Source organism: Pirellulimonas nuda, assembly GCF_007750855.1.
In the GTDB taxonomy this organism is placed as follows: domain Bacteria; phylum Planctomycetota; class Planctomycetia; order Pirellulales; family Lacipirellulaceae; genus Pirellulimonas; species Pirellulimonas nuda.
The window spans coordinates 5618322-5636880 of sequence record NZ_CP036291.1 but is presented as its reverse complement, the minus strand read 5'-3'; the positions used below and the strand labels follow the sequence as shown (position 1 = coordinate 5636880).

Genomic DNA, 18559 nt, shown 5'->3' with positions numbered 1-18559 from the left:
GCAGGGGGGTCGTCGCTAGTCGCTACGCTGAGCCTTGGGCCCGCCGGCGGCGGGCGCCGCGGACAACTCAAACAACCCCGCGGACGCCGAATCGCACAGCGGCTTCAGGCCGGTGTTGCGTCGCAGCAGCTCGGCGATGGTAGTCTCGGCGAAGCGTCGCTGGAGGTCGCCCAGCGCTTCGTCCAGCATCTGGTGCAGCGGGCAAAGCCCGCCGACGTGTGTCGCCAGTTTTAGCGGGCAGCGGTGGATCCGCTGGATCGGGTCGACACAGTTGATCACCTCCAGCACGTTCAGGCTCTCGGGGTCGCGGTCCAGCGAGTAGCCGCCGTTGATGCCCCGCTGACTGGTAAGGATCCCAGCCCTCCCCAGCGGCTGTAGCACCTTGGGGAGGTAGCTTACGGATACCCGCGTGCCATCCGCCAGTTGCTGGGTCGTCTGCGGCTCACCCGGGTTCTGGGCCAGCCAGACGACCGACCGCAAGGCGTACTCGGCGGTTTGGGAAACAGACATAGACACTCGCAGAAATGGCCTTTTCGAGGGGATAACCGCGTTCTGGTCGAATTAAGGACTTAAGCATCCGGTTAGTCACAATATGGGCCACGGGTCGCAAGGAGTCAAGTGGACATTTTTGTCCTTAATTGCCTTGCCGATGGTGACCTGCCCCGCTCGATCTCATTCGCAACGCCTAGCTTAAAGCGATCCCCCAAACCGCCCTCGCTAGTAATCGGACCCTGCTCAACGAGCTCAGCCTACGTGAGCGGCTCGGGAGGTCGCGGAGGAGGGGCGACTCACTTGATCGCTAGTTGGGTTCATCCGCCACGTATCGCGCCCCTCCTGAAAGAACTCTCAGGGCGTCAAAGCGAAAGTGCCTGTTTGGCCGCGCGCTTGCGCGTGTTCAACGGCTTCGAGCCGCATTACAATCGGCCGCTGCTGGGGCCCACATCGGCCACCAGTCTACTCCTCCATTGAAGCGCCATTGCGTCCCGGCCCGGTTTTGGCCCGGCGCCTCTCGGGCACGTAACCCTAGATCACCTTCAAGGCAACCGTATGAACAAGAAGACCTCCGCGGCGTTGACGTTGGCGTGGATCACGCTGGTCTCAAGCACGCCGATCGTTCACGCCGCCGCTACGGTTTTGGTGTCTGGCGAGCTGACCCAGTGGGGGCCCGTTACGCTCACCATCGACGGGCCAACGGCCAGCGAAACCGATGACGACCCCAACCCCTTCACCGACTACGCGCTGGACGTCACGTTCACCCACGAGAGCGGCAGCCCCAGCTACAGGGTTCCCGGCTACTTTGCCGCCGATGGAAACGCGGCCGAGTCGAGCGCCGTCTCGGGCAACAAGTGGCGGGCGCACCTGTCGCCGGACAAGACCGGCCTGTGGAACTACAAGGTCTCGTTCCTTCGCGGCAAGCACGTGGCGATCGGCGGCGAAGGGGCGCCTATCGAGGGGCTCGACGGCTTAGCTGGGAGCTTCAACATCGCTCCGACCGACAAGCAGGGGCGCGACCTACGCGCTCAAGGCCGGCTCCAGTACGTGGGCAAACACTTCCAACAGTTCGCCGGTTCCAAGCAGTACTTCCTCAAGTTCGGGGCCGACGCGCCGGAGACGCTGCTGGCCTACGTCGACTTCGACAACACCCAGACGCGCAAGCCAAAGCGAGGGCCCCTGAAGACCTGGGGCCCGCACGTGCGCGATTGGCGTTCCGGCGACCCGACGTGGAAGGACGGCAAGGGCAAGGGGCTGATCGGCGCGATCAACTACCTCAGCGGCCGTGGGATGAACGTCTTTTCGTTCTTGACCTACAACGCGGGGGGCGACGGCGACAACGTCTGGCCGTTTGTCGACCGCGACGACAAGCTGCACTACGACTGCTCAAAGCTTGACCAATGGGGGATCGTGTTCGCGCACGGCCAGCAGCAGGGGATGTACCTGCACTTCAAGCTGAGCGAGCACGAGAACTCGGGCGCCCGCGACTCGGACAACGTGTCGATGGACGCCGGCGAGCTAGGTCCGGAGCGGAAGCTGTACCTGCGAGAACTCATTGCGCGCTACGCTCAACTGTTGGCGCTCAACTGGAACCTTGGCGAAGAGAACACGCAGTCCGTGCAGCAGCAACGCGACATGGCGGCGTACATCGCCCAGACCGATCCGTACCACCACCTGATCGTCACCCACACCACGGGCGCGTGGCCCGGCCATTTGCGGACTTATGGCGGGCTGATCGGGTCCCAGTCGGAGCTGACCGGCGCGTCGATTCAGACCCGCGACTTAATGGATACGCACCGCTTCGTCCTGCACTGGGTCAAGCAGTCCGAACAAGCGGGCAAGCCTTGGGTAGTGGCGAACGACGAACAAGACCTCGGTAGCTTCGGCACTCCACCCGACCCGGGCTATGGAGGATACGAACAATCTCAGGGGCCATCGATCGATGATCTTCGCAAGTACGCGTTGTGGGGGACACTGATGGCCGGCGGGGCGGGGGTGGAATACTACTTCGGGTATGTGCACCCGCAGAACGACATCGTCTGCGAAGACTGGCGTAGCCGGGAAAAGACGTGGGGCTACGCACGCGCGGCGCACGATTTTTTCTCCGACCAGCACATTCCCTTCTGGGAGATGCACAACGCCAACGCGCTCGTCGGCAATCCAGAGGACCAGAACACGCGGTACTGCCTCGCCAAGCCGGACCAGTTGTATCTGGTCTACTTGCCGGACGGGGGGTCAGCGGACCTCGACCTGACGGGCGTCAATGGCGCGTTCACCATCAAGTGGTTCGATCCCCGCGGCGGCGGCCAACTGCGTGTCGGAAGCCGGCAGAGCGCAGCCGGCGGGAGCAGCGTCGCTCTCGGGAGCCCCCCCTCGCTGGTTGACCAGGACTGGTTGGTGGTGGTGCGACGGCAATAAGCAGACGCGGCGGCCGATAGGGGCATCGCGGCGCCGGCTACGAATCCATATCAATCGGCCGCGGGCTCGCCCAGCCGCTCGCCGCATCGGTTGCAGTAGCGCGCCTCGGCGTCGTGGCGGGCCGCGTCGCAGCGGGGGCACGTCCGCGCGCCGGGGGGCGGGCCGGCGGGGGGGCGGGCGTAGTTCATGACTTCGGCGCTGAACAGGCCCGTCGGCACGATGATGATCGCGTAGCCGAACAGCATGATCACCGCGGCCAGCGACTGCCCGGCGATCGTCCGTGGCGCAATGTCGCCGTAGCCGACGGTGGTCATCGTCACGATCGCCCAGTAGACGCTGCGCGGGATGCTGTCGAAACCGCTCCCATGGTCGCGCTCGATCAGGTACATCACCGTCCCCAGGATCACGATGGCGCAGAAGATCACCGACAAGAAGACCGTGATCTTGGGCCACGTGCGCCGCAGGGCCTTCAGCAACGCGTTGGCCTCGGAGACGTGCTGGCCCATCTTGAAGACGCGGAACACCCGCAGCAGCCGCAGCGTGCGGACCGTGGCCAGCACGTGGGTGCCGCTGACGAACAGGCCCAGGTAGGTGGGCAGCACGGCCAGCAGGTCGACCAGGCCGAAGAAGCTCAGCACGTAGCGCGACGGCCGGGCCACGCAGGCGATGCGGGCCAGGTACTCCAGCGTGAACAGCACGGTAATCCCCCACTCGATGCCGCGAAGCCACGCGCGGAGCCGCGGGTGCATCTCGCCGAGCGTGGCGTTGTCGACGCTCTCGAGCATCACCACCGCGACGCTCAGCAGGATCAACGCCAGCAGCGCCACGTCGAACGTTTTGCCGGCCGGGGTGTCGGCCTCGAAGATCACCTCGTAAAAGCGTCGCTGCCACGGCGCCGGGCCGGGGCGGATTGCGGCGGGCGGGGGGGTGCGTGTCTGAGGGGTCGTCATGCCAGCGGGCGGGGTAGGTACGGGCGTGCGGAACGGGTCTCACCACCCAGTGTAGTCGTCCAGCGATGCGGGGCGATGCCGATCGCGGAAGGGGCCGCAGGCCTGCCCCCGAGCGCTAGCCGCCGCGGTGGTCGCGGGCAGAGGCGCCGGCGAACAACGCGCTAATGAGCCCCGCGATCAGCACCGCCAGGTAGAGCTGCCCCGTCACTGCCTCGACCCAGGAAAGGGTGCGGGCCGGGAGCGAGATGGGCGCCAGGTCGCCGTAGCCGACCGTGGTGAGCGTCACAAAACTGTAGTAGACGAACACGTTGCGGCAGAACTGCGGCTGTTGCATCTGCTCCCGAGAGAACTCGCCCGTGCGGAACGACGCGGGGTCTGCCTCGTAGATCATCGCGTACGTAAGGGCGAACGCCACGCCCAGCAGCAAGAACCCGCAGATGGCGCCGAAGATGCTGTCGACCGAGACCTCCCGCGACGCGAAGATCGATTGCACAATCTTCACCGCAACCGCCACGAAGAAGATCGCTCCGATCGCGTGCCCCGACGCCTGGCTGGCGAACTCCGCGGAGGGGGCGACCCAGCGCCCGCCGAGCAGCAACGCGGCGGCAAGCACGCACGCGAGGCACGCAACCACCCGCCAGACGCGGTCTTGGGCCAGCGCCGCCATGACCAACACCAACAGCCCGTCGAACAGCGATTGCATGACGCCCAGCGACGACGCGATGGGTTGCACCACCAGCAATGCGAACAGCGCGACAAGCAGCAGCAGGTAGCGCCACCGCCGCAATAACAACGCCATCGGGGACGGGGGCGTTAAACGCGTGGCGGGTTCAGCGGGCATAGGTCGCAAGCACGGTTAGAGCCCGGCGCCGCCAGCCGCTGGGCTTTCGATGGCGAGGAGCGTGCCGCACGGCGGCAACGGGGCGACGAGCGTCGCCAGGGCAGAAGCACGCATCGCGGGCTGCTGAGCTCCTCGAACGAGTCGCGCACGCGGGTCGGCACGCGACCCCGAATTCGCGCGATCAGTAAATAGCGGAGGAGGGATTCGAACCCCCGACACGCGGATTATGATTCCGCTGCTCTAACCGACTGAGCTACTCCGCCGAAACACGCAAGGCCGAAGCACGCAAGCGTGGTCGTGACAATTTACCCAATCGAACCGCGAGCGGCGAGGGGTGTCGGCGCTCCCGTCCGAGAGGGGGTAGCCGACGGGCGCCGCCCCGTCGGTGGAGCGGGAAAATAGCGTCCACCCCGCTGCGCCGACGGGGCGGCGCCCGCCGGCTATTGGGTGGGGTGGTTGAGGCGGGGTTCCTGCCTTCTAGGGACCGGTGAACCGGGTTCTGGGTTCAAGCAGCCGCCCTCATGGTTTCTTGCCGCAGCTCGGCCAGCAGGCGGCGGATCTGGGCCCGGTACTCGCCTCGCTCGGCGCTCCACTTCTGCTCCAGCTTCTCGTAGTGCTGCTGCTGGCGGTCCAGCTCCCGTTCGCGGGCCACCAGTTGGGCCGCCCGACGCTCCAGGTCTTCTTCGTTCCGCTTGGCCCACGACGAGATGTCGGCCCGCCGCGTCTCGAGCCCCTCGGCGCGGGCTTCCAGCGACCGGCTCACCTCGTCGAGGTCGCGGCGGCGTTCGGCCAGCTCCGCGGTCACGTGCTGGTAGTGGTCTGCAAGCCGGGCGCGGACCTGAGCGATCGACCGCGCCAGGCTCGCCGGGGCGAGGGCGCCGGTCAGTTGCGACCAGGTCTCCTCCGTCGCGAGCCGCATCTCCAGCACCTCGCGTTGGCTGCGGGAGAGCTCTGCGTGCACCTGCTCCAGGGCCGACTGGCGTTGGTCCAGTTCGGCCTCGCGGGCTGCCAGCCGCTCGCTGGTCCGCCGCGCGTCGGTCTGCTGCGCGGCCTGCTCGGCCGCCAGCTCGCGGCGTTCGCGTTCTGCCTGCTCTTGCAGGCGCATCCGCTGCTCGTGGAGCTCGCGCCGCTCTTCGGCCACCGCGGCGCCGTCTTTCTCCAGCAGCCCCTCGGCGTCTTCCAGGTAGCGGGCCCTGGCAGAAAACTGCGCGGCCGCCTCGCGGAGCTTGGCGATCTCTTGCTCTGCCTTGCCGAGCGATTCGAACCGCTTGAGCGCCGTGCTGACCTCTTGCCGACGCACTGCAAGCTGCGCCTCGCGGCGCGCCAGGTCGTCTGCGTCGCGGTCGTTCTCTTCCTTGGCGGCCGCCAGCTCGGCACGCAGCAGCGACAGGTCGCTCTCGCTCGCCTCGATCCGTCGGCGTTCTTCGGCGGCTGCTTCGGTGAGGGCCGCCAGACGCTCTTCGCGGTCGGCGATGCTGCGCAGCTCTGCGTCGCAACGCGAGCGGTCGTGGGCCAGCTTTTCTAGCTTCTGGTACAGCTCTGCCTGCCGGGCGTCGAGCTCCGCGGCGCGCTTCTTGATCTCGGCCGAGTCGCCCTCGGGCGTAGGCGCAGCGACCGACTTCTCGCGCTGCTCGAGCTGGGCCTCGCGTGCGTCCAGCTCTTGCCGCTGACCGTCCAGCCACAGCCGAGCGTTGCGGAGCTTCGACTCTACCTCGGCCTCCTGCGACTCGATCAGCGCGACGCGGCGGTCGAGCTCTTCTTGCTGCGCGGCCAGCCGCGCAACCAGCTCGCTGGCCTGCAGCGTGGCGGGGTCGACCTGCTCCGGCTGCAACGCGGCCGAGCCGGACGCCGCGACGCGCGCCGGACGGCGTTCGGCCTGGGCGCGTTCGGCGGGTGGGCGGACGGGGCCGTGGGGGCCGTCGATGCGTGCCTGCTCGGTCCGTGCTGGGTGCGTCGCCATAGCCGAGCCTCGTTTCTGTATTCAGGGTTCCGTCTGGGCGCCAGCGGCGGGCGATCGAACCCCAGTGCGTGCGCCCGCACAATCGTTCCAACCGCTACAGCCCGCCAGAGTTCGTTTCGGCGGTTGATGGGGAATAGGTTTAAGGTTTTAGGCGCTGGTCGTTAGGGAAGTGCGTGCGCGGCGGGGGCTAGCACGGCGCGCAAAAAAAGCGGGCGTGGGTCCCAAGGACCCACGCCCGCGATGCTCTTTCGTCCTAACGCCTAACAGCTAAACGCTAGCCTTCGCGTCGTCCAGCGCCTGTTGCAGGCGGGCCTTCGACTGCATGCCGACGAAGCGGTCGACCACCTCGCCCCCCTTGAACACCATCAGGGTGGGGATGCTGCTGACGCCGTAGTTTTCCGCCACGCGGGCGTTGTCTACGTTCACCTTCACCACCTTGGCGCCGGTGTTCTCGCCGGCGAGCTGCTCGATCAGCGGGGCGATCTGGCGGCAGGGTCCGCACCAGGGCGCCCAGAAGTCGACCAGCACCGGCTCGTCGGATTTCAGCACTTCGGCATCGAAGTTGGTGTCGTCGAGTTCTTGAACGCCCATGGTCTTGTCTCCAGATAAAAATGCCCCGGCGGCGGGCCGCGGGGCGGGATTCGTTGTTTATACGACGATTTTAGGCCCCCCCATCTTACTGTCAACATAAGGCAATCGGCGGAGCGGGGCCCATTGTTGCGGCGGGCGATGGTGGGATAATGGAGAGTCCAAGACAAAATCGTACGTATCGAGTCCCTGATAGCCCGTCCGCTATCCCTGATATGGAAGGAGTTATCTCATGGCCCGCACGCCCAGCACCATGCTGCCGCTCGGCACCGTCGCGCCCGATTTCGCCCTGCCCAGCGCCGGGGGAGCAACGGTGCGCCGCGACGACTTCGCCGGCGAGCCGGCCCTGTTGGTGGTGTTTATGTGCAACCACTGCCCGTTCGTGATCCACCTGGCGGACGCGCTGGCGCAGCTCGCCCGCGACTACCAGGACTCGGGGCTGGCGATGGTGGGGATCAACTCCAACGACGTGGACAACCACCCAGACGACTCCCCCGCCAAGATGGTGGAAGAGGTGGAGACCCGCGGGTACGTGTTCCCGTACCTATACGACGAGACCCAAGAGGTCGCCAAAGCCTACCGGGCCGCCTGCACGCCCGACTTCTTCTTGTTCAACGCCGAACGCAAGCTGGTGTACCGCGGGCAGTTCGACAGCACCCGCCCCGACAGCGGCAACGCCCCCACCGGCAGCGACCTGCGGCAGGCGATCGATGCAGTGCTATCGGGTCAGCCCGCGCCCGAGGACCAGCACGCCAGCCTGGGCTGCAACATCAAGTGGAAACCGGGCAACGCCCCGGAGTATTTTGGATAGTTGCCAGTTGCCAGTTGCCAGTTGCCAGTAGTCAGTGGGACGCGCAGGCGATGCTGGGAGGCCTTTAGCCACGGACAACTGGCAACTGGCAACTGGCAACGGACCACGGTCTAACTTCAACTTTCTCTATTGACCCCTGCTGGGTTGCTCCCTAAAAGTCCGCCACGACTCGGAGCAGTGCGGCGCGCAAGGATGCGTATGCCGTGAGGCGCGCCCCCGATGCGCTGACAAATCGCGTCAGGCAGTGGGCGAACCAACGCAACAAGGAGAGTTGAGTTGAACGCGATCATCAATCGGAAGTTGGCGGTATTAGCGTTGGCGCTTTGCATGACGGGCCTCCCGGCGGCAGCCGTGGTGGGTCAGGCCGGCGCCGAGAAGCCCCCCTCGGCGGCGGAGGTCGAGCAGCTCATGCTCTACGCCCGCAAAGCCATGGAGCAGGGCGACCTGCGTCAGGCCGACGTGCTGCTCTCACGGGCCGAGCAGGGCAACGTCCGCTACCCGCTGATGCACTTCGGCGACACCCCCGCCAAGGTCCGACGCGATCTTGAGAAGCAGCAGGCCGCCTCGCCGGCGCCGAACCCCTTCGCCCCGGCCGGCGCCCGCCCGCTCCCCCCACCCACGCCGGGCGACGCACGCCCGCTGACGGCCGGGGTGGCCCCCAGCGCCTACCCCAGCACGGCGACCGGCGCCGGCGCCCCAGACGCAAACCTGCCCCCCAAGCAGCAGGCCGCCAAGTGGTTGGCCGAAGCCCGTGCGGCGTTGCAGGAGAACGACATCGACACGGCCGAGCGGCTCACGCTGCAGGCGACCCGACTGAACCTGCCGGACGAGGCGTTCGGCGCCGACGAGCTCCGCCCGTCGACGCTGGCCTGGGACGTGCAGAAGGCCCGCTACCAGCAGCAGGCCACGGGCGCCGTGGCGACCGCCGGCGGCGTGGCCGCCCACGCCCCGGGCGCCGCCCAGGCGTTGTACGCCCCGGGCGACGACCCCACCGGAAACGTGCCGGCTTCTTATGTTGGTGAGCCGCGTATGGCGCAGCGGGGCGAGGCGATACCGCTGCCGCTGGGCGCCACGGCCGGTTCGAACTCCGCGGCCGGCGAGCTGCTCACTCAGGGCGAAGCGGCCCTGGTGGCCGGCGACCGCACCCGCGCCCTAGAACTATTCGAGCAAGCCTCCGGCCGACAGGCCGACCTGAACCCGGCCGACCAACAGCGGCTGCGCGACCACCTCTCGCTGCTTGGGGCGACCCCCCAATCGCTCGGCGCCCCCGAGGGACGCGACGGATCGATGATCGACGCCGCGTCCAACCAGCAGCAGGTGCTGGCCCGTCAGCTCTCGACCGACCTGGGCAAACGGATGATCGAGGCCCGGCGGATCCGCGAGGGTGAGCCGCGCGAAGCGATGAAGATGCTCACCGAGATGCGGGCCGAGATCGCCAACGCCCAGCTCGCCGAGCAACTGCAGGGGCAGCTCATCCGTCGCGCAGACGCCGCGATCGAAGAGATGGATCAGTACCTCGTCGCCAACCGCTCGACGATCGAGCTCGACGAACGCAACGCCGCGGTGCTTGCGGACCGCGACCGCGCCCAGACCGTAAAGGTCAAGGTGCAGGAAGAGACCGCCAAGATGGTCGACCAGTTCAACACGCTGATCGATGAACGCCGGTACGAAGAAGCCGAGGTGATCGCCCGTCGGCTCTACGAGATGAGCCCCGACGAGCCGATCGCGGTGCAGGTGCTCAACCAGTCCCGCTTCATCCGCCGCACGATGATCAACCGCGATCAGCGTCTGGCCCGCGACGAGGGGAACTGGGAGGCGCTGAACGCCGTCGACCGGGCCTCGATCTCGAATGTCTCCGACGGCAGCGAAATGGTCTACGATGCGGAGCGGTGGAAAGACCTGCAGAAGCGCCGTGGTCTGAGCGACCGCGGCGGGCGGATGAGCGAGAAGGAGCTCGACATCCAGCGCAAGCTGCAGACGCCGGTTCAACTGCGGTACGACGAGCGGCCCCTCTCGGAAGTGATCGAGGCCCTCTCGCAGATGGCGGGCATCAACGTCCACCTCGACCCGATGGGCCTGCAGACCGAGAGCGTCTCTTCCGACACGCCCGTCACCATCAACCTGAACAGCGAGATCTCGCTCAAGAGCGCGCTCGACCTGATCCTTGAACCGTTGCACCTGGGCTATGTGATCAAGAGCGACGTGCTCAAGATCACCAGCGAGAGCAAGGTGCAGGGAGACGTGTACAACGAGGTCTACTACGTCGCCGACCTGGTGATCCCGATCCCCAACTTCGTTCCCAACAACAACTTCGGCCTGCAGGGGCTGCTCAACAACGCCTACTCGTCGCTGGGCTACGGCAACGGCCTGGGCGCGCCCGGCGCCATGGTGCTGGCCAACGACCGCGGCAACAAGCAGGGGGGACGGACCCCCGAAGGGACCCTCGCTCAGCCGCTTAGCGGCAACGGCGGGCTGGGCGGACTCGGCGGCGGCGGACAGGTCCCCTTCGGCGCCGGCGGCGTCGGCGGCGGGGCGGGCGGCGCCGCGCTGGCCGACTTCGACTCGCTGATCGACCTGATCATCTCCACCGTGGCCAGCGACACCTGGCAAGAGAACGGCGGCGGCGTGGCGGAGATCCGCCCCTTCCCCACCAACCTCAGCCTGGTGATCAGCCAGACGCAGGCCGTGCACGAAGAGATCGCCGACCTGCTGGAGCAGCTCCGCAAGCTGCAGGACCTGCAGGTGACGATCGAGGTGCGGTTCATCCGCCTGAACGACAACTTCTTCGAGCGGATCGGCATCGACTTCGACATGAACATCAACGACCGGATCGTGGGCTTCAACGACCTGGCGCCCCCGACCAACTCCCCGTACGAGACCCCGGCGCCCCGGCTGTCGGTCGGCCTCGCGGCCGGAACGGACGCGGGCGACGGGCTGCCGGAGTTCACCGCGGACCTCGACATGCCGTTCCGGCAGGGGAGCTTCGACGCGGCGATACCGCAGATCGGCGGCCCCGTGACCGGCGGCGCCACGTTCGGATTCGCCATCCTCAGCGACATCGAGGCCTACTTCTTGATCAACGCCGCCCAGGGCGACCGACGCACCAACGTGCTCAACGCCCCCAAGGTGACGCTGTTCAACGGCCAGCAGGCCTTCGTGGCGGACACCTCGCAGACCCCCTTCGTGATCAGCGTGATCCCGGTGGTCGGTGAGTTCGCCGCGGCCCAGCAGCCGGTGATCGTGGTGCTGAGCGAAGGGACGCTGATGAGCATCCAGGCGGTGGTGTCGGACGACCGCCGGTACGTGCGGCTGACGGTGGTGCCGTTCTTCAGTGAGATCGGCGACGTGCAGGAGTTCACCTTCGAGGGCTCCACCACCACCAGCATGTCCATGAGCACCACGGACGACGACAACAACAACAGCAACTCGCGCGACAACGCCAGCAACATCACCCGCACCGGCACGACGGTGCAGCTGCCGACGTTCCAGTTCATCTCGGTGACCACCACGGTGAGCGTGCCAGACGGCGGCACCGTGCTGCTGGGCGGCATCAAGCGGCTCAGCGAAGGCCGGAACGAGTTCGGAGTGCCGCTGCTGTCGAAGATCCCCTACATCGACCGGCTGTTCCGCAACGTCGGCATCGGCCGCGAGACCGACAGCCTGATGATGATGGTGACGCCGCGGATCATCATCCAGGAAGAAGAAGAGGAGAAGCTGGGGATCAGCACCCCGTAGCCCTGCTCTGCTTCACACCAAGCTCCCCCCAAGGGCCGTCGCACTTCCTCCGGGAACGCGGCGGCCCTTCCCTTTTGAGCGGCCAGCGGTCAGCTTTCAGCTATCAGCCTTTTAGAGCCGCAAGCGTCAGCGCCCGGAGTTGCAGCGGAGTCGAGCTCCGAGCCCCAATCGCCGAGTTGCTGCGACGGTCGCTTCCGGCGCCATTATTTCAACGAGATCTTTGACCCTTGACCTCACGCTTGCTATCTCTGGGCGCCCTGCTCGCGGCCATCGCCGTGGCGATTGGCGCGTTCGGCGCGCACGTCCTGCCCGATTACCTTTCTAAGGCCGGGTACGACGACGCGGCCATCGCCCAGCGGCTGGACACCTTCGAGACGGGCGCCCGCTACCAGATGTACGCCGCGATTGGGATTTGCCTGTCGGGGCTCGCGCAGCGCGAGGCTAGGCGCCGCACGCTCGCCGCGGCGGGCTGGCTGCTGCTGGCAGGCGCAGCGATCTTCTGCGGCCTGCTGTACGCGCTGGCCCTGGTGGCGCCCGAGCTGGGCTGGCTGGGCGCGATCGTCCCGATCGGGGGCGTGGCGATGATCGCCGGCTGGGGGGCGCTGGCCATCGGCGCCTGGCCACGCCGCGGCGCACAAAAAATCCCCTGAGCCGAGGACTTACCTTCCCGGCTCAGGGGGTCGTCGTCAAATCGTTCTTCCTTGGCGCTCTTGGCGTACTTGGCGGTTCCAAACCCGTCAAACCGCCTGCAACGCCCCAAGCTCGTCCGCCAGCCGCTTCCGCGCCACGTGCAGCCGGCGCTTGATGGTGCCGATCGGGGCGCCGCACTCTTGGCTGATCTCGGCCAGCGACTCGCCCCGCAGGTAGAACGCTACCAGCGTGCTGCGGTCCATCTCGCCGAGCCGGTCGAGTCCGTCGTGCACCTGCGAGGCGCGTTCGCCCGCCAACACCGCGTCGAGCGGCGTGGAGGCCTCGGCGCAGATCGCCGAGAGCGCGTCGGGCTCGGTCGCCAGGTCGGGTCGGCGACGCACCTGCCGGTTGATCGCCATGCGGACGGTGATGCTCCGCAGCCACCCGCCGAACGCGGCCGGCTCGTTGAGCTGGTCGATGCGCCGCATGGCCTTGATCATCACCTCTTGGCACAGCTCCTGCGCCTCGGCCCAATCGCCGAGCCGACGCAGCGCCACGCTGCGGACCATCCCTTCGTAGCGTTCGGCCAGCTCGCCGAAGGCGAGCCGGTCGCCCTGCTGGGCCGCACGGACCAGCTCGGGGACGGTAGCGGTAGTTAAATCCAGCGGCTGGAGCTGCTGCGAGGGGGCGTCCAGCGGTCGGGTATCGATGCGGAGTGTCATCCGAGTTCTCTTTCTAGCGCGTGACGGCGCCCCCGCGACGGGGACTGCCAAGAACGGACGCGTGACTTGCGAAGCGGAGGGCTCAGGGAACGGGCGAACAAAACGTCGCCACGGACCAGGGCTGGCGCCGGCCGGCGTGTCTCAGAGAGCAGATTTTGTGGGGCTGAAGCTTTCAGCCCGGTCAAATCAAGATCTCGTTAAGACCACAAACCGGGTGACCGGCGCGCCGACACCTGTCGGCTGGCCCAGCGCTTGGAAGCATTTGCTTCACATCGCACTAGGGCTGGCGCCGGTCGGGCGCCTAGGGCTAGGCGTACTACGCCTACCCCCATCCACGCAAAATGCCGCATGAGATGGCATGCATAGCAGGAGGCCCGGTCGACTACGGCGACGCCAATCGTCCGTACCAGCCCGATTTGGGCGGCGGCGATGGTCTGAATGTCGCGGATGATCGTACGCATGGCTTCCTCGCTGCGCTGCTGCGCGGCTAGAGAGAGAACAACTTACACGGTGATCGACCCACCAGGGCCGACTGCTCAAGCTTTTCATGCCGAGCGCCCGCGGTCAAGCAGATTTGTTTGACCGGGAGCTTCGGTTACGCGGATGAGACAGGCCCAGACAGGCGCGGGTTCGCGCCGCAGCAGAGTTTTTTTCCCGAATCGAGCCGCGCAGGCCAGTAAGCGGAGTTCTAGCAAGGAAATCCGGCTCGAAAACGGGTCCGCGACTCGCCGACGGGGCGGAGCCCGTCGGCTATTGCCGGGGTTTTCGGTGCTTCGGGGCCGGGGACGCCGGTTAGCTGCGGTACAGCTCGTGGCAGTCGGTGCAGGTTTGGCCGATCTTGGCTTTGGCCCGGCTGGCGCGCTCGTAATCTTCTTGTTCGGCGGCGCCCGAGAGGTCGGCGGCGGCGTCGCGGAGCGTGCGGGCGAAGCCGTCGTAGGTTTCGTCCCCCGCGTCGACAAAGCCGTCTAGGGTGATCACCTGGGCTAGCGCCGCTAGCACCTGGGCCTCGTGGGCCACGTCTTCGCTGTCGGCCGACAGCGAACGGGCGCTCCCCAGCATCGGCCCGAGCTTCTTCTCGGCCTCGTCCATCCGCTTCATCAGCGGCACGCGGTCCGCGACGTCGCCCCACGGGGCGTCTGCGTTGGGCGTGGGGAGCGACGCCGGCCGGCCGCCGCGCACCAGGTCGGCCAGGTCCTGCGACCGGGCGGCCGCCTCGCGGTACGACTGGTCGGTGCCGACCTTGCAATTGGCGCCGGCCCGGCTCAGCAGGTCGCGTAGCGCCGGCGCGGCGTCGCGCCAGCGGGGGTCCGAGTCGTGCTCGGCGCCGATGGCGAACATCACCGCCAGCACGCTAAACGCGGTGCGGGCGTCGCGGTACCCGCCCCCCTTGAAGCCGGTCGCCGTCGCCGTGAGCGCGGCGATGGCCTGCGACTGGCGTTTGATCTCGCTCTCGTAGGCGTCCGAGCTCAACAGGCCCGACCACGCAAAGCCCGCGTCGTCGGCGGCCGCGTCGCCCGGCCCGGCCTGCGTTGCCAGGGCCGGCTGCTGGGCAGAGAAGTCGGGCCTGGGCCCCACCAGCAGCGACCAGGGGTCGTCGAAGAACACCGCCTCGTCCTGCGGCGAAAACTCCGGCGGCTTGGCGCGCCTCTCTTGGGCAAGGGCGACCGAACCGGCGAGCAACCAGACGACAAGCATGCGTGCGACCATCCCGCCATCTTCCCACCTCCAAGCCCCAGCGTCAAAGCACGGCTCGCCTGTGCTGGGAATCCGCCGCCTGCTGTGATAATTTCTGGGGCAGACCCGCAACCCAGGACCGCACGATGGACTCCGCTACCGCCCTCTCCCACGTCGAAAAGGCCGTCGCCGATGGCCGGATTACCGCCGCCGCGTCGCAAAACATCCAGAGCTGGCTCACCGAAGCCCGCTACGCCGACTACGCGCCGGAGGTGATCGAGCACGTCTCCAAGGGGGAATGGCAGACGCTGGACGACGTGTTCTGGACGATCATCCCGTTCGGCACCGGGGGCCGGCGGGGGCGGATGTACCCGATCGGTTCGAACGCCATCAACGACCGCACCATCGGCGAGAGCGCCCAGGGGCTGGCCGACTACGTCAAAGCGACCCTCGGCGAGGGCGCCGAGCTGTCGTGCGCCATCTGCCGCGACACCCGCCACAACGGCGAGCGTTTCGCCCGGCTGTGCGCCGAGGTGATGGTGGCCGCGGGCTTCAAGGTGTGGTTCCTACGCGGCTTCCGCAGCACGCCGGAGCTGTCGTTCGCGGTCCGCTACAAGCACGCCTCGTGCGGCATCATGGTGACCGCCAGCCATAACCCGCCGAGCGACAACGCGGTGAAGGTGTACTGGGGCACCGGTGGGCAGGTGCTGCCCCCCCACGACAAGGGGATCATCGACCGCGTGATGAACTGCCAAGAGATCAAGCGGGCCGACTTCGACCAGGCGGCCAAAGCGGGCAAGATCGTCTTCTGCGAAGAAGAGATCGACCCGGCCTTCATCGACGCGGTGCTGACCGAGGCCCGCCCCGGCCCGCGCGACCTGAAAGTGATCTACTCGCCGCTGCACGGCGTGGGCGCCACGGCCGTGATGCCGGTGCTGGAGAAGGACGGCTTCAAGGAGGTCGAGTTGTTCGGACCCCACTCGGAGCCCAGCGGCGACTTCCCCAACGTGCCGGGGCACGTGTCGAACCCCGAGCGCCCGGTGGTGTTCGACGCCTTGATCGAACGCGCCAAGCAAACGGGCGCCGACCTGTGCGTCGCTACCGACCCCGACTGCGACCGCATCGGCCTCGCGGCAGAGCTGACCGCGGGCGGGGGGGAGTGGGCCACCCTCAACGGCAACCAAATCTGTGCGCTGCTGGCCGACTACGCGCTCGAGTCGCGCCGCGGCCAGTTGACGCCGGAGCACTTTATCATCCAGACGCTGGTCACCACGCAGATGGTCCGCCGCATCGGCGAGAGCTACGGCGTCAAGGTCGTGAGCGACCTGCTGGTAGGCTTCAAGTGGATCGCCGGCGCGATCGACGCGAACGGGCCGGAGAAGTTTGTCTTCGGCTGCGAAGAGTCGCACGGCTACATGTCTGGCACGTACACGCGCGACAAAGACGGCGCGGCGGCGTCGATGCTGGCGTGCGAGCTCGCGGCCAAGCTCAAGGCCGAGGGGCAGACGCTGCACCAGAAGCTCGAGTCCCTCTTCTGGCAGCACGGCGCGCACGTCGAGCGGCTGATCAACGTGCAGATGCCCGGCAGCGACGGCATGGCCCGCATGCAGGAAGTGATGGGAGCGTTCCGCATCAAACCCCCAGCTAGCGTTGGGGGGCTGAAGGTCACCCAGGTCCGCGACTACAAGACGAACACCCTGACGCGAGCCGGGTCGTCCTCGACCCCGGAACCCTTGGAAGGACCGACCGGCGACCTGGTGATCCTGGACCTCGAAGCCGAGGGCAACTACCTAGCGGCCCGCCCCAGCGGCACCGAGCCGAAGATCAAGTTCTACCTGTTCAGCTACACCCCCGCCGAGCAGTTGCACGACCTGCCCGAGGCGCTGGCGGCGCTCGGATCGCGGCTCGACGGGATCGAGGCCGACCTGCGGAAGTTCGCGGGGGTGTAAGGCGGCGGAGTTTTCTTCCAGAAACGCAAACTTTCCGCGGACACAAGGGCGGCGCCTCACGCCGGGGGTCCGCTCAGAGGCTAGAATAGGAGTATGCTCGCCGGTGCCGTCCATATCCCACAGACAATCGTCTTCGGCGTCGTGTTCGATCCCAAGAACAACGACCGGGTTCGCGGCATGAATGTTGATGGGCTGTTTGCTTCGGTCGGCGCGTTGTTCGATCTGCTTGAGACGCGCGGGATCGACTACGTGCTGGTCGGCGGCGTCGCAATGCTGGCCTATGTTGAGGGCCGCAATACGCAGGACATCGATCTCATCCTGAGCCACAAGGACCTTGCGAAACTGCCCGAGCTGGTGGTCGAAGACCAGAACCAGGAGTTTGGCAGGGGCAAGTTGGGCGAGCTTCAGGTCGATCTGCTGTTCACGCGGAACAAGTTGTTCAAACGGGTCGCGAGCCTCCACACCACGCGCAAGCGATTTGCCGACCGCGAGGCGCCGTGCGCCACCGAGGAAGGTCTGCTCCTGCTCAAACTCTTTGCGCTCCCCTCGCTCTATCGTCAGGGGCGTTTCGACAAGGTAGATACCTACGAGCGCGACGTCGCGGCGTTGATGCGTCACTCGGCCGTCGACGCCCTAGCGGCCGTCGATTCGCTCACAGACGTGCTAGCCCCGGCCGACATCGACGAGTTGCGCCAGATCGTCGCCGAGATCGCCCAGCGGCAGGCCGATGCGGCCAAGCGATTCCGAGGCCATCCCGGTTCGCCCCCTCCGGCGTAGCGTGCTTCGAACGGCCCGATGAGCGGCGCAACGTTTGCTACGGCCCCTGGCTGATCCGACGCACGGACGGATCGTTCAACCCGGGCAGGCCCATGATCCACGTCTTTTGCAATCCAGAGGCCGGTTCTTCGGAGGAGGGCTGCCACCCGGCGGAGCAGATCCGCCGACTGCTGGCGGGCGATGTGGTCGTCACCCAGACGCGCAGCGCGGAGCACGCTCAGCAAGCAGTACGCGACGCGGCGGCCGACGCAGAGCTGGTGGTCGCGGTGGGCGGGGACGGGACGGTGCACGCGGTGCTCAACGGGCTGATGCAGGCCGATACGCGGCCGCCGCTGGGAGTGATCCCGCTGGGCACCGCGAACAACTTCTGTCGGTCGCTGGGGTTACCGCTCGACCCGCTGGCGGCTTGCCGGGCGCTGGCGTCCGGTCGTCGGGTGGAGATCGACCTGGCCCGTGTCTCACACGGGGGCGACCGCAGTTACTTCGCCACCGCGGCCAGCGCCGGCAACAGCGACCGAGTGATGGACTGTGTCACGTCGCAGCACAAGCAGACCTGGGGCGCTTGGAGCTACTTGCGTTGTGCGCTGCCGGTGATGGCGGACTTGATCGCGTTCGATGCAAGGTTTTCTTTTGACGACGGCCCCGAAGAACGGGCCTCGCTGTGGAATGTCATCGTCGCCAACGGCCAGCACGCCGCTAGCGGCATGCGCGTGGCGCCACGGGCGCGGCTGGACAGCGGCGTGCTCGACGCCATCCTCATTGCCGACGGCACCCCCCTCGACCTAGCGTCGCTGACGGCCGAGTTCCTCGCCGGCGACTACCTGCAAGACGAACGGGTCGATTACCGCACGTTCCGCAAGCTACGGATCCAGGCCGACCCCGAGTTCAAGTTCCACGCCGACGGCGAAGAGCTCGTGGGCCAGCCGTTTGAGTTTGAGGTGCTGCCCGGGGCGCTCCAGGTGGTCGTTCCCGACGCGAGCATGTCGCCGGATCCGACCACGGCGCTGTAGCC

General features: G+C 67.1%; 15 protein-coding genes and 1 tRNA gene. 8 read left to right on the top strand and 8 right to left on the bottom strand.

All coding sequences use genetic code 11. The features are described from left to right. Nucleotides 1-15: 15 nt before the first annotated feature. Nucleotides 16-510 carry an RrF2 family transcriptional regulator gene (locus tag Pla175_RS21880; RefSeq protein ID WP_145290666.1) on the bottom strand — a complete coding sequence of 165 codons (495 nt, stop codon included), beginning with the start codon at nucleotides 508-510 and terminating at the stop codon, nucleotides 16-18. 537 nt (nucleotides 511-1047) lie between these two features. On the opposite strand from Pla175_RS21880, the gene Pla175_RS21875 reads away from it, so the two are divergent. Beyond that, nucleotides 1048-2910: a DUF5060 domain-containing protein gene (locus tag Pla175_RS21875; protein ID WP_145290662.1), complete on the top strand. Its 1863-nt coding sequence runs from the start codon at nucleotides 1048-1050 to the stop codon at nucleotides 2908-2910. A gap of 50 nt (nucleotides 2911-2960) precedes the next feature. Here the strand turns inward: Pla175_RS21875 and Pla175_RS21870 are convergent, their stop codons facing one another. The 5 genes from Pla175_RS21870 to trxA form a co-directional block, all read right to left on the bottom strand. Then, on the bottom strand, nucleotides 2961-3860 hold the full coding sequence (locus Pla175_RS21870; protein WP_145290659.1) for an ion transporter: 900 nt from the start codon (nucleotides 3858-3860) through the stop codon (nucleotides 2961-2963). A gap of 115 nt (nucleotides 3861-3975) precedes the next feature. Then, nucleotides 3976-4659 carry a potassium channel family protein gene (locus Pla175_RS21865; RefSeq protein ID WP_145290655.1) on the bottom strand — a complete coding sequence of 228 codons (684 nt, stop codon included), beginning with the start codon at nucleotides 4657-4659 and terminating at the stop codon, nucleotides 3976-3978. 231 nt (nucleotides 4660-4890) lie between these two features. After that, nucleotides 4891-4964 (bottom strand) — tRNA-Met (locus Pla175_RS21860). Between the two features lie 242 nt (nucleotides 4965-5206). Further along, nucleotides 5207-6661, bottom strand: coding sequence for a coiled-coil domain-containing protein (locus Pla175_RS21855; RefSeq protein ID WP_145290651.1), 1455 nt, complete (start codon nucleotides 6659-6661; stop codon nucleotides 5207-5209). Nucleotides 6662-6928: 267 nt separating this feature from the next. Beyond that, nucleotides 6929-7252 (bottom strand): thioredoxin, encoded by a 324-nt coding sequence (trxA, locus tag Pla175_RS21850; RefSeq protein WP_145290648.1) that lies wholly within the window; start codon nucleotides 7250-7252, stop codon nucleotides 6929-6931. 229 nt (nucleotides 7253-7481) lie between these two features. On the opposite strand from trxA, the gene Pla175_RS21845 reads away from it, so the two are divergent. From Pla175_RS21845 to Pla175_RS21835, 3 genes are all read left to right on the top strand, one after another. Beyond that, the gene (locus Pla175_RS21845; RefSeq protein ID WP_145290645.1) at nucleotides 7482-8060 is read left to right on the top strand and encodes a thioredoxin family protein; all 579 of its coding nucleotides are present in this window, start codon (nucleotides 7482-7484) and stop codon (nucleotides 8058-8060) included. Between the two features lie 276 nt (nucleotides 8061-8336). Continuing rightward, on the top strand, nucleotides 8337-11795 hold the full coding sequence (locus Pla175_RS21840; protein ID WP_145290641.1) for a general secretion pathway protein GspD: 3459 nt from the start codon (nucleotides 8337-8339) through the stop codon (nucleotides 11793-11795). A gap of 227 nt (nucleotides 11796-12022) precedes the next feature. Next, entirely contained in the window at nucleotides 12023-12445 is a 423-nt protein-coding gene (locus Pla175_RS21835) for a DUF423 domain-containing protein (RefSeq protein WP_145290637.1), read from the top strand. A gap of 87 nt (nucleotides 12446-12532) precedes the next feature. On the opposite strand, the gene Pla175_RS21830 is transcribed toward Pla175_RS21835, so the two are convergent. Beyond that, nucleotides 12533-13147 carry an RNA polymerase sigma factor gene (locus Pla175_RS21830; protein WP_145290634.1) on the bottom strand — a complete coding sequence of 205 codons (615 nt, stop codon included), beginning with the start codon at nucleotides 13145-13147 and terminating at the stop codon, nucleotides 12533-12535. 341 nt (nucleotides 13148-13488) lie between these two features. On the opposite strand from Pla175_RS21830, the gene Pla175_RS26260 reads away from it, so the two are divergent. Next, nucleotides 13489-13638 (top strand): hypothetical protein, encoded by a 150-nt coding sequence (locus Pla175_RS26260; protein WP_197527061.1) that lies wholly within the window; start codon nucleotides 13489-13491, stop codon nucleotides 13636-13638. 301 nt (nucleotides 13639-13939) lie between these two features. Here the strand turns inward: Pla175_RS26260 and Pla175_RS21825 are convergent, their stop codons facing one another. Continuing rightward, entirely contained in the window at nucleotides 13940-14854 is a 915-nt protein-coding gene (locus tag Pla175_RS21825) for a cytochrome c (RefSeq protein ID WP_145290631.1), read from the bottom strand. A 113-nt stretch (nucleotides 14855-14967) separates the two neighbouring features. Here Pla175_RS21825 and Pla175_RS21820 point away from each other — a divergent pair, with 113 nt between their 5' ends. From Pla175_RS21820 to Pla175_RS21810, 3 genes are all read left to right on the top strand, one after another. After that, nucleotides 14968-16770: a phospho-sugar mutase gene (locus Pla175_RS21820; protein WP_145290628.1), complete on the top strand. Its 1803-nt coding sequence runs from the start codon at nucleotides 14968-14970 to the stop codon at nucleotides 16768-16770. A gap of 93 nt (nucleotides 16771-16863) precedes the next feature. Next, on the top strand, nucleotides 16864-17547 hold the full coding sequence (locus Pla175_RS21815) for a hypothetical protein (RefSeq protein ID WP_197527060.1): 684 nt from the start codon (nucleotides 16864-16866) through the stop codon (nucleotides 17545-17547). 92 nt (nucleotides 17548-17639) lie between these two features. Continuing rightward, complete coding sequence (locus tag Pla175_RS21810) at nucleotides 17640-18557, top strand: diacylglycerol/lipid kinase family protein (protein WP_145290625.1); 918 nt, start codon at nucleotides 17640-17642, stop codon at nucleotides 18555-18557. Nucleotides 18558-18559: the final 2 nt, after the last annotated feature.

Excerpts from the sequence above, each read along its gene's own strand:
- Pla175_RS21880 (WP_145290666.1), bottom strand. The coding sequence starts at position 510 with ATGTCTGTTTCCCAAACCGCCGAGTACGCCTTGCGGTCGGTCGTCTGG.
- Pla175_RS21875 (WP_145290662.1), top strand. The coding sequence starts at position 1,048 with ATGAACAAGAAGACCTCCGCGGCGTTGACGTTGGCGTGGATCACGCTG.
- Pla175_RS21870 (WP_145290659.1), bottom strand. The coding sequence starts at position 3,860 with ATGACGACCCCTCAGACACGCACCCCCCCGCCCGCCGCAATCCGCCCC.
- Pla175_RS21865 (WP_145290655.1), bottom strand. The coding sequence starts at position 4,659 with ATGGCGTTGTTATTGCGGCGGTGGCGCTACCTGCTGCTGCTTGTCGCG.
- Pla175_RS21855 (WP_145290651.1), bottom strand. The coding sequence starts at position 6,661 with ATGGCGACGCACCCAGCACGGACCGAGCAGGCACGCATCGACGGCCCC.
- trxA (WP_145290648.1), bottom strand. The coding sequence starts at position 7,252 with ATGGGCGTTCAAGAACTCGACGACACCAACTTCGATGCCGAAGTGCTG.
- Pla175_RS21845 (WP_145290645.1), top strand. The coding sequence starts at position 7,482 with ATGGCCCGCACGCCCAGCACCATGCTGCCGCTCGGCACCGTCGCGCCC.
- Pla175_RS21830 (WP_145290634.1), bottom strand. The coding sequence starts at position 13,147 with ATGACACTCCGCATCGATACCCGACCGCTGGACGCCCCCTCGCAGCAG.
- Pla175_RS26260 (WP_197527061.1), top strand. The coding sequence starts at position 13,489 with ATGCCGCATGAGATGGCATGCATAGCAGGAGGCCCGGTCGACTACGGC.
- Pla175_RS21825 (WP_145290631.1), bottom strand. The coding sequence starts at position 14,854 with ATGGTCGCACGCATGCTTGTCGTCTGGTTGCTCGCCGGTTCGGTCGCC.
- Pla175_RS21820 (WP_145290628.1), top strand. The coding sequence starts at position 14,968 with ATGGACTCCGCTACCGCCCTCTCCCACGTCGAAAAGGCCGTCGCCGAT.
- Pla175_RS21815 (WP_197527060.1), top strand. The coding sequence starts at position 16,864 with ATGCTCGCCGGTGCCGTCCATATCCCACAGACAATCGTCTTCGGCGTC.
- Pla175_RS21810 (WP_145290625.1), top strand. The coding sequence starts at position 17,640 with ATGATCCACGTCTTTTGCAATCCAGAGGCCGGTTCTTCGGAGGAGGGC.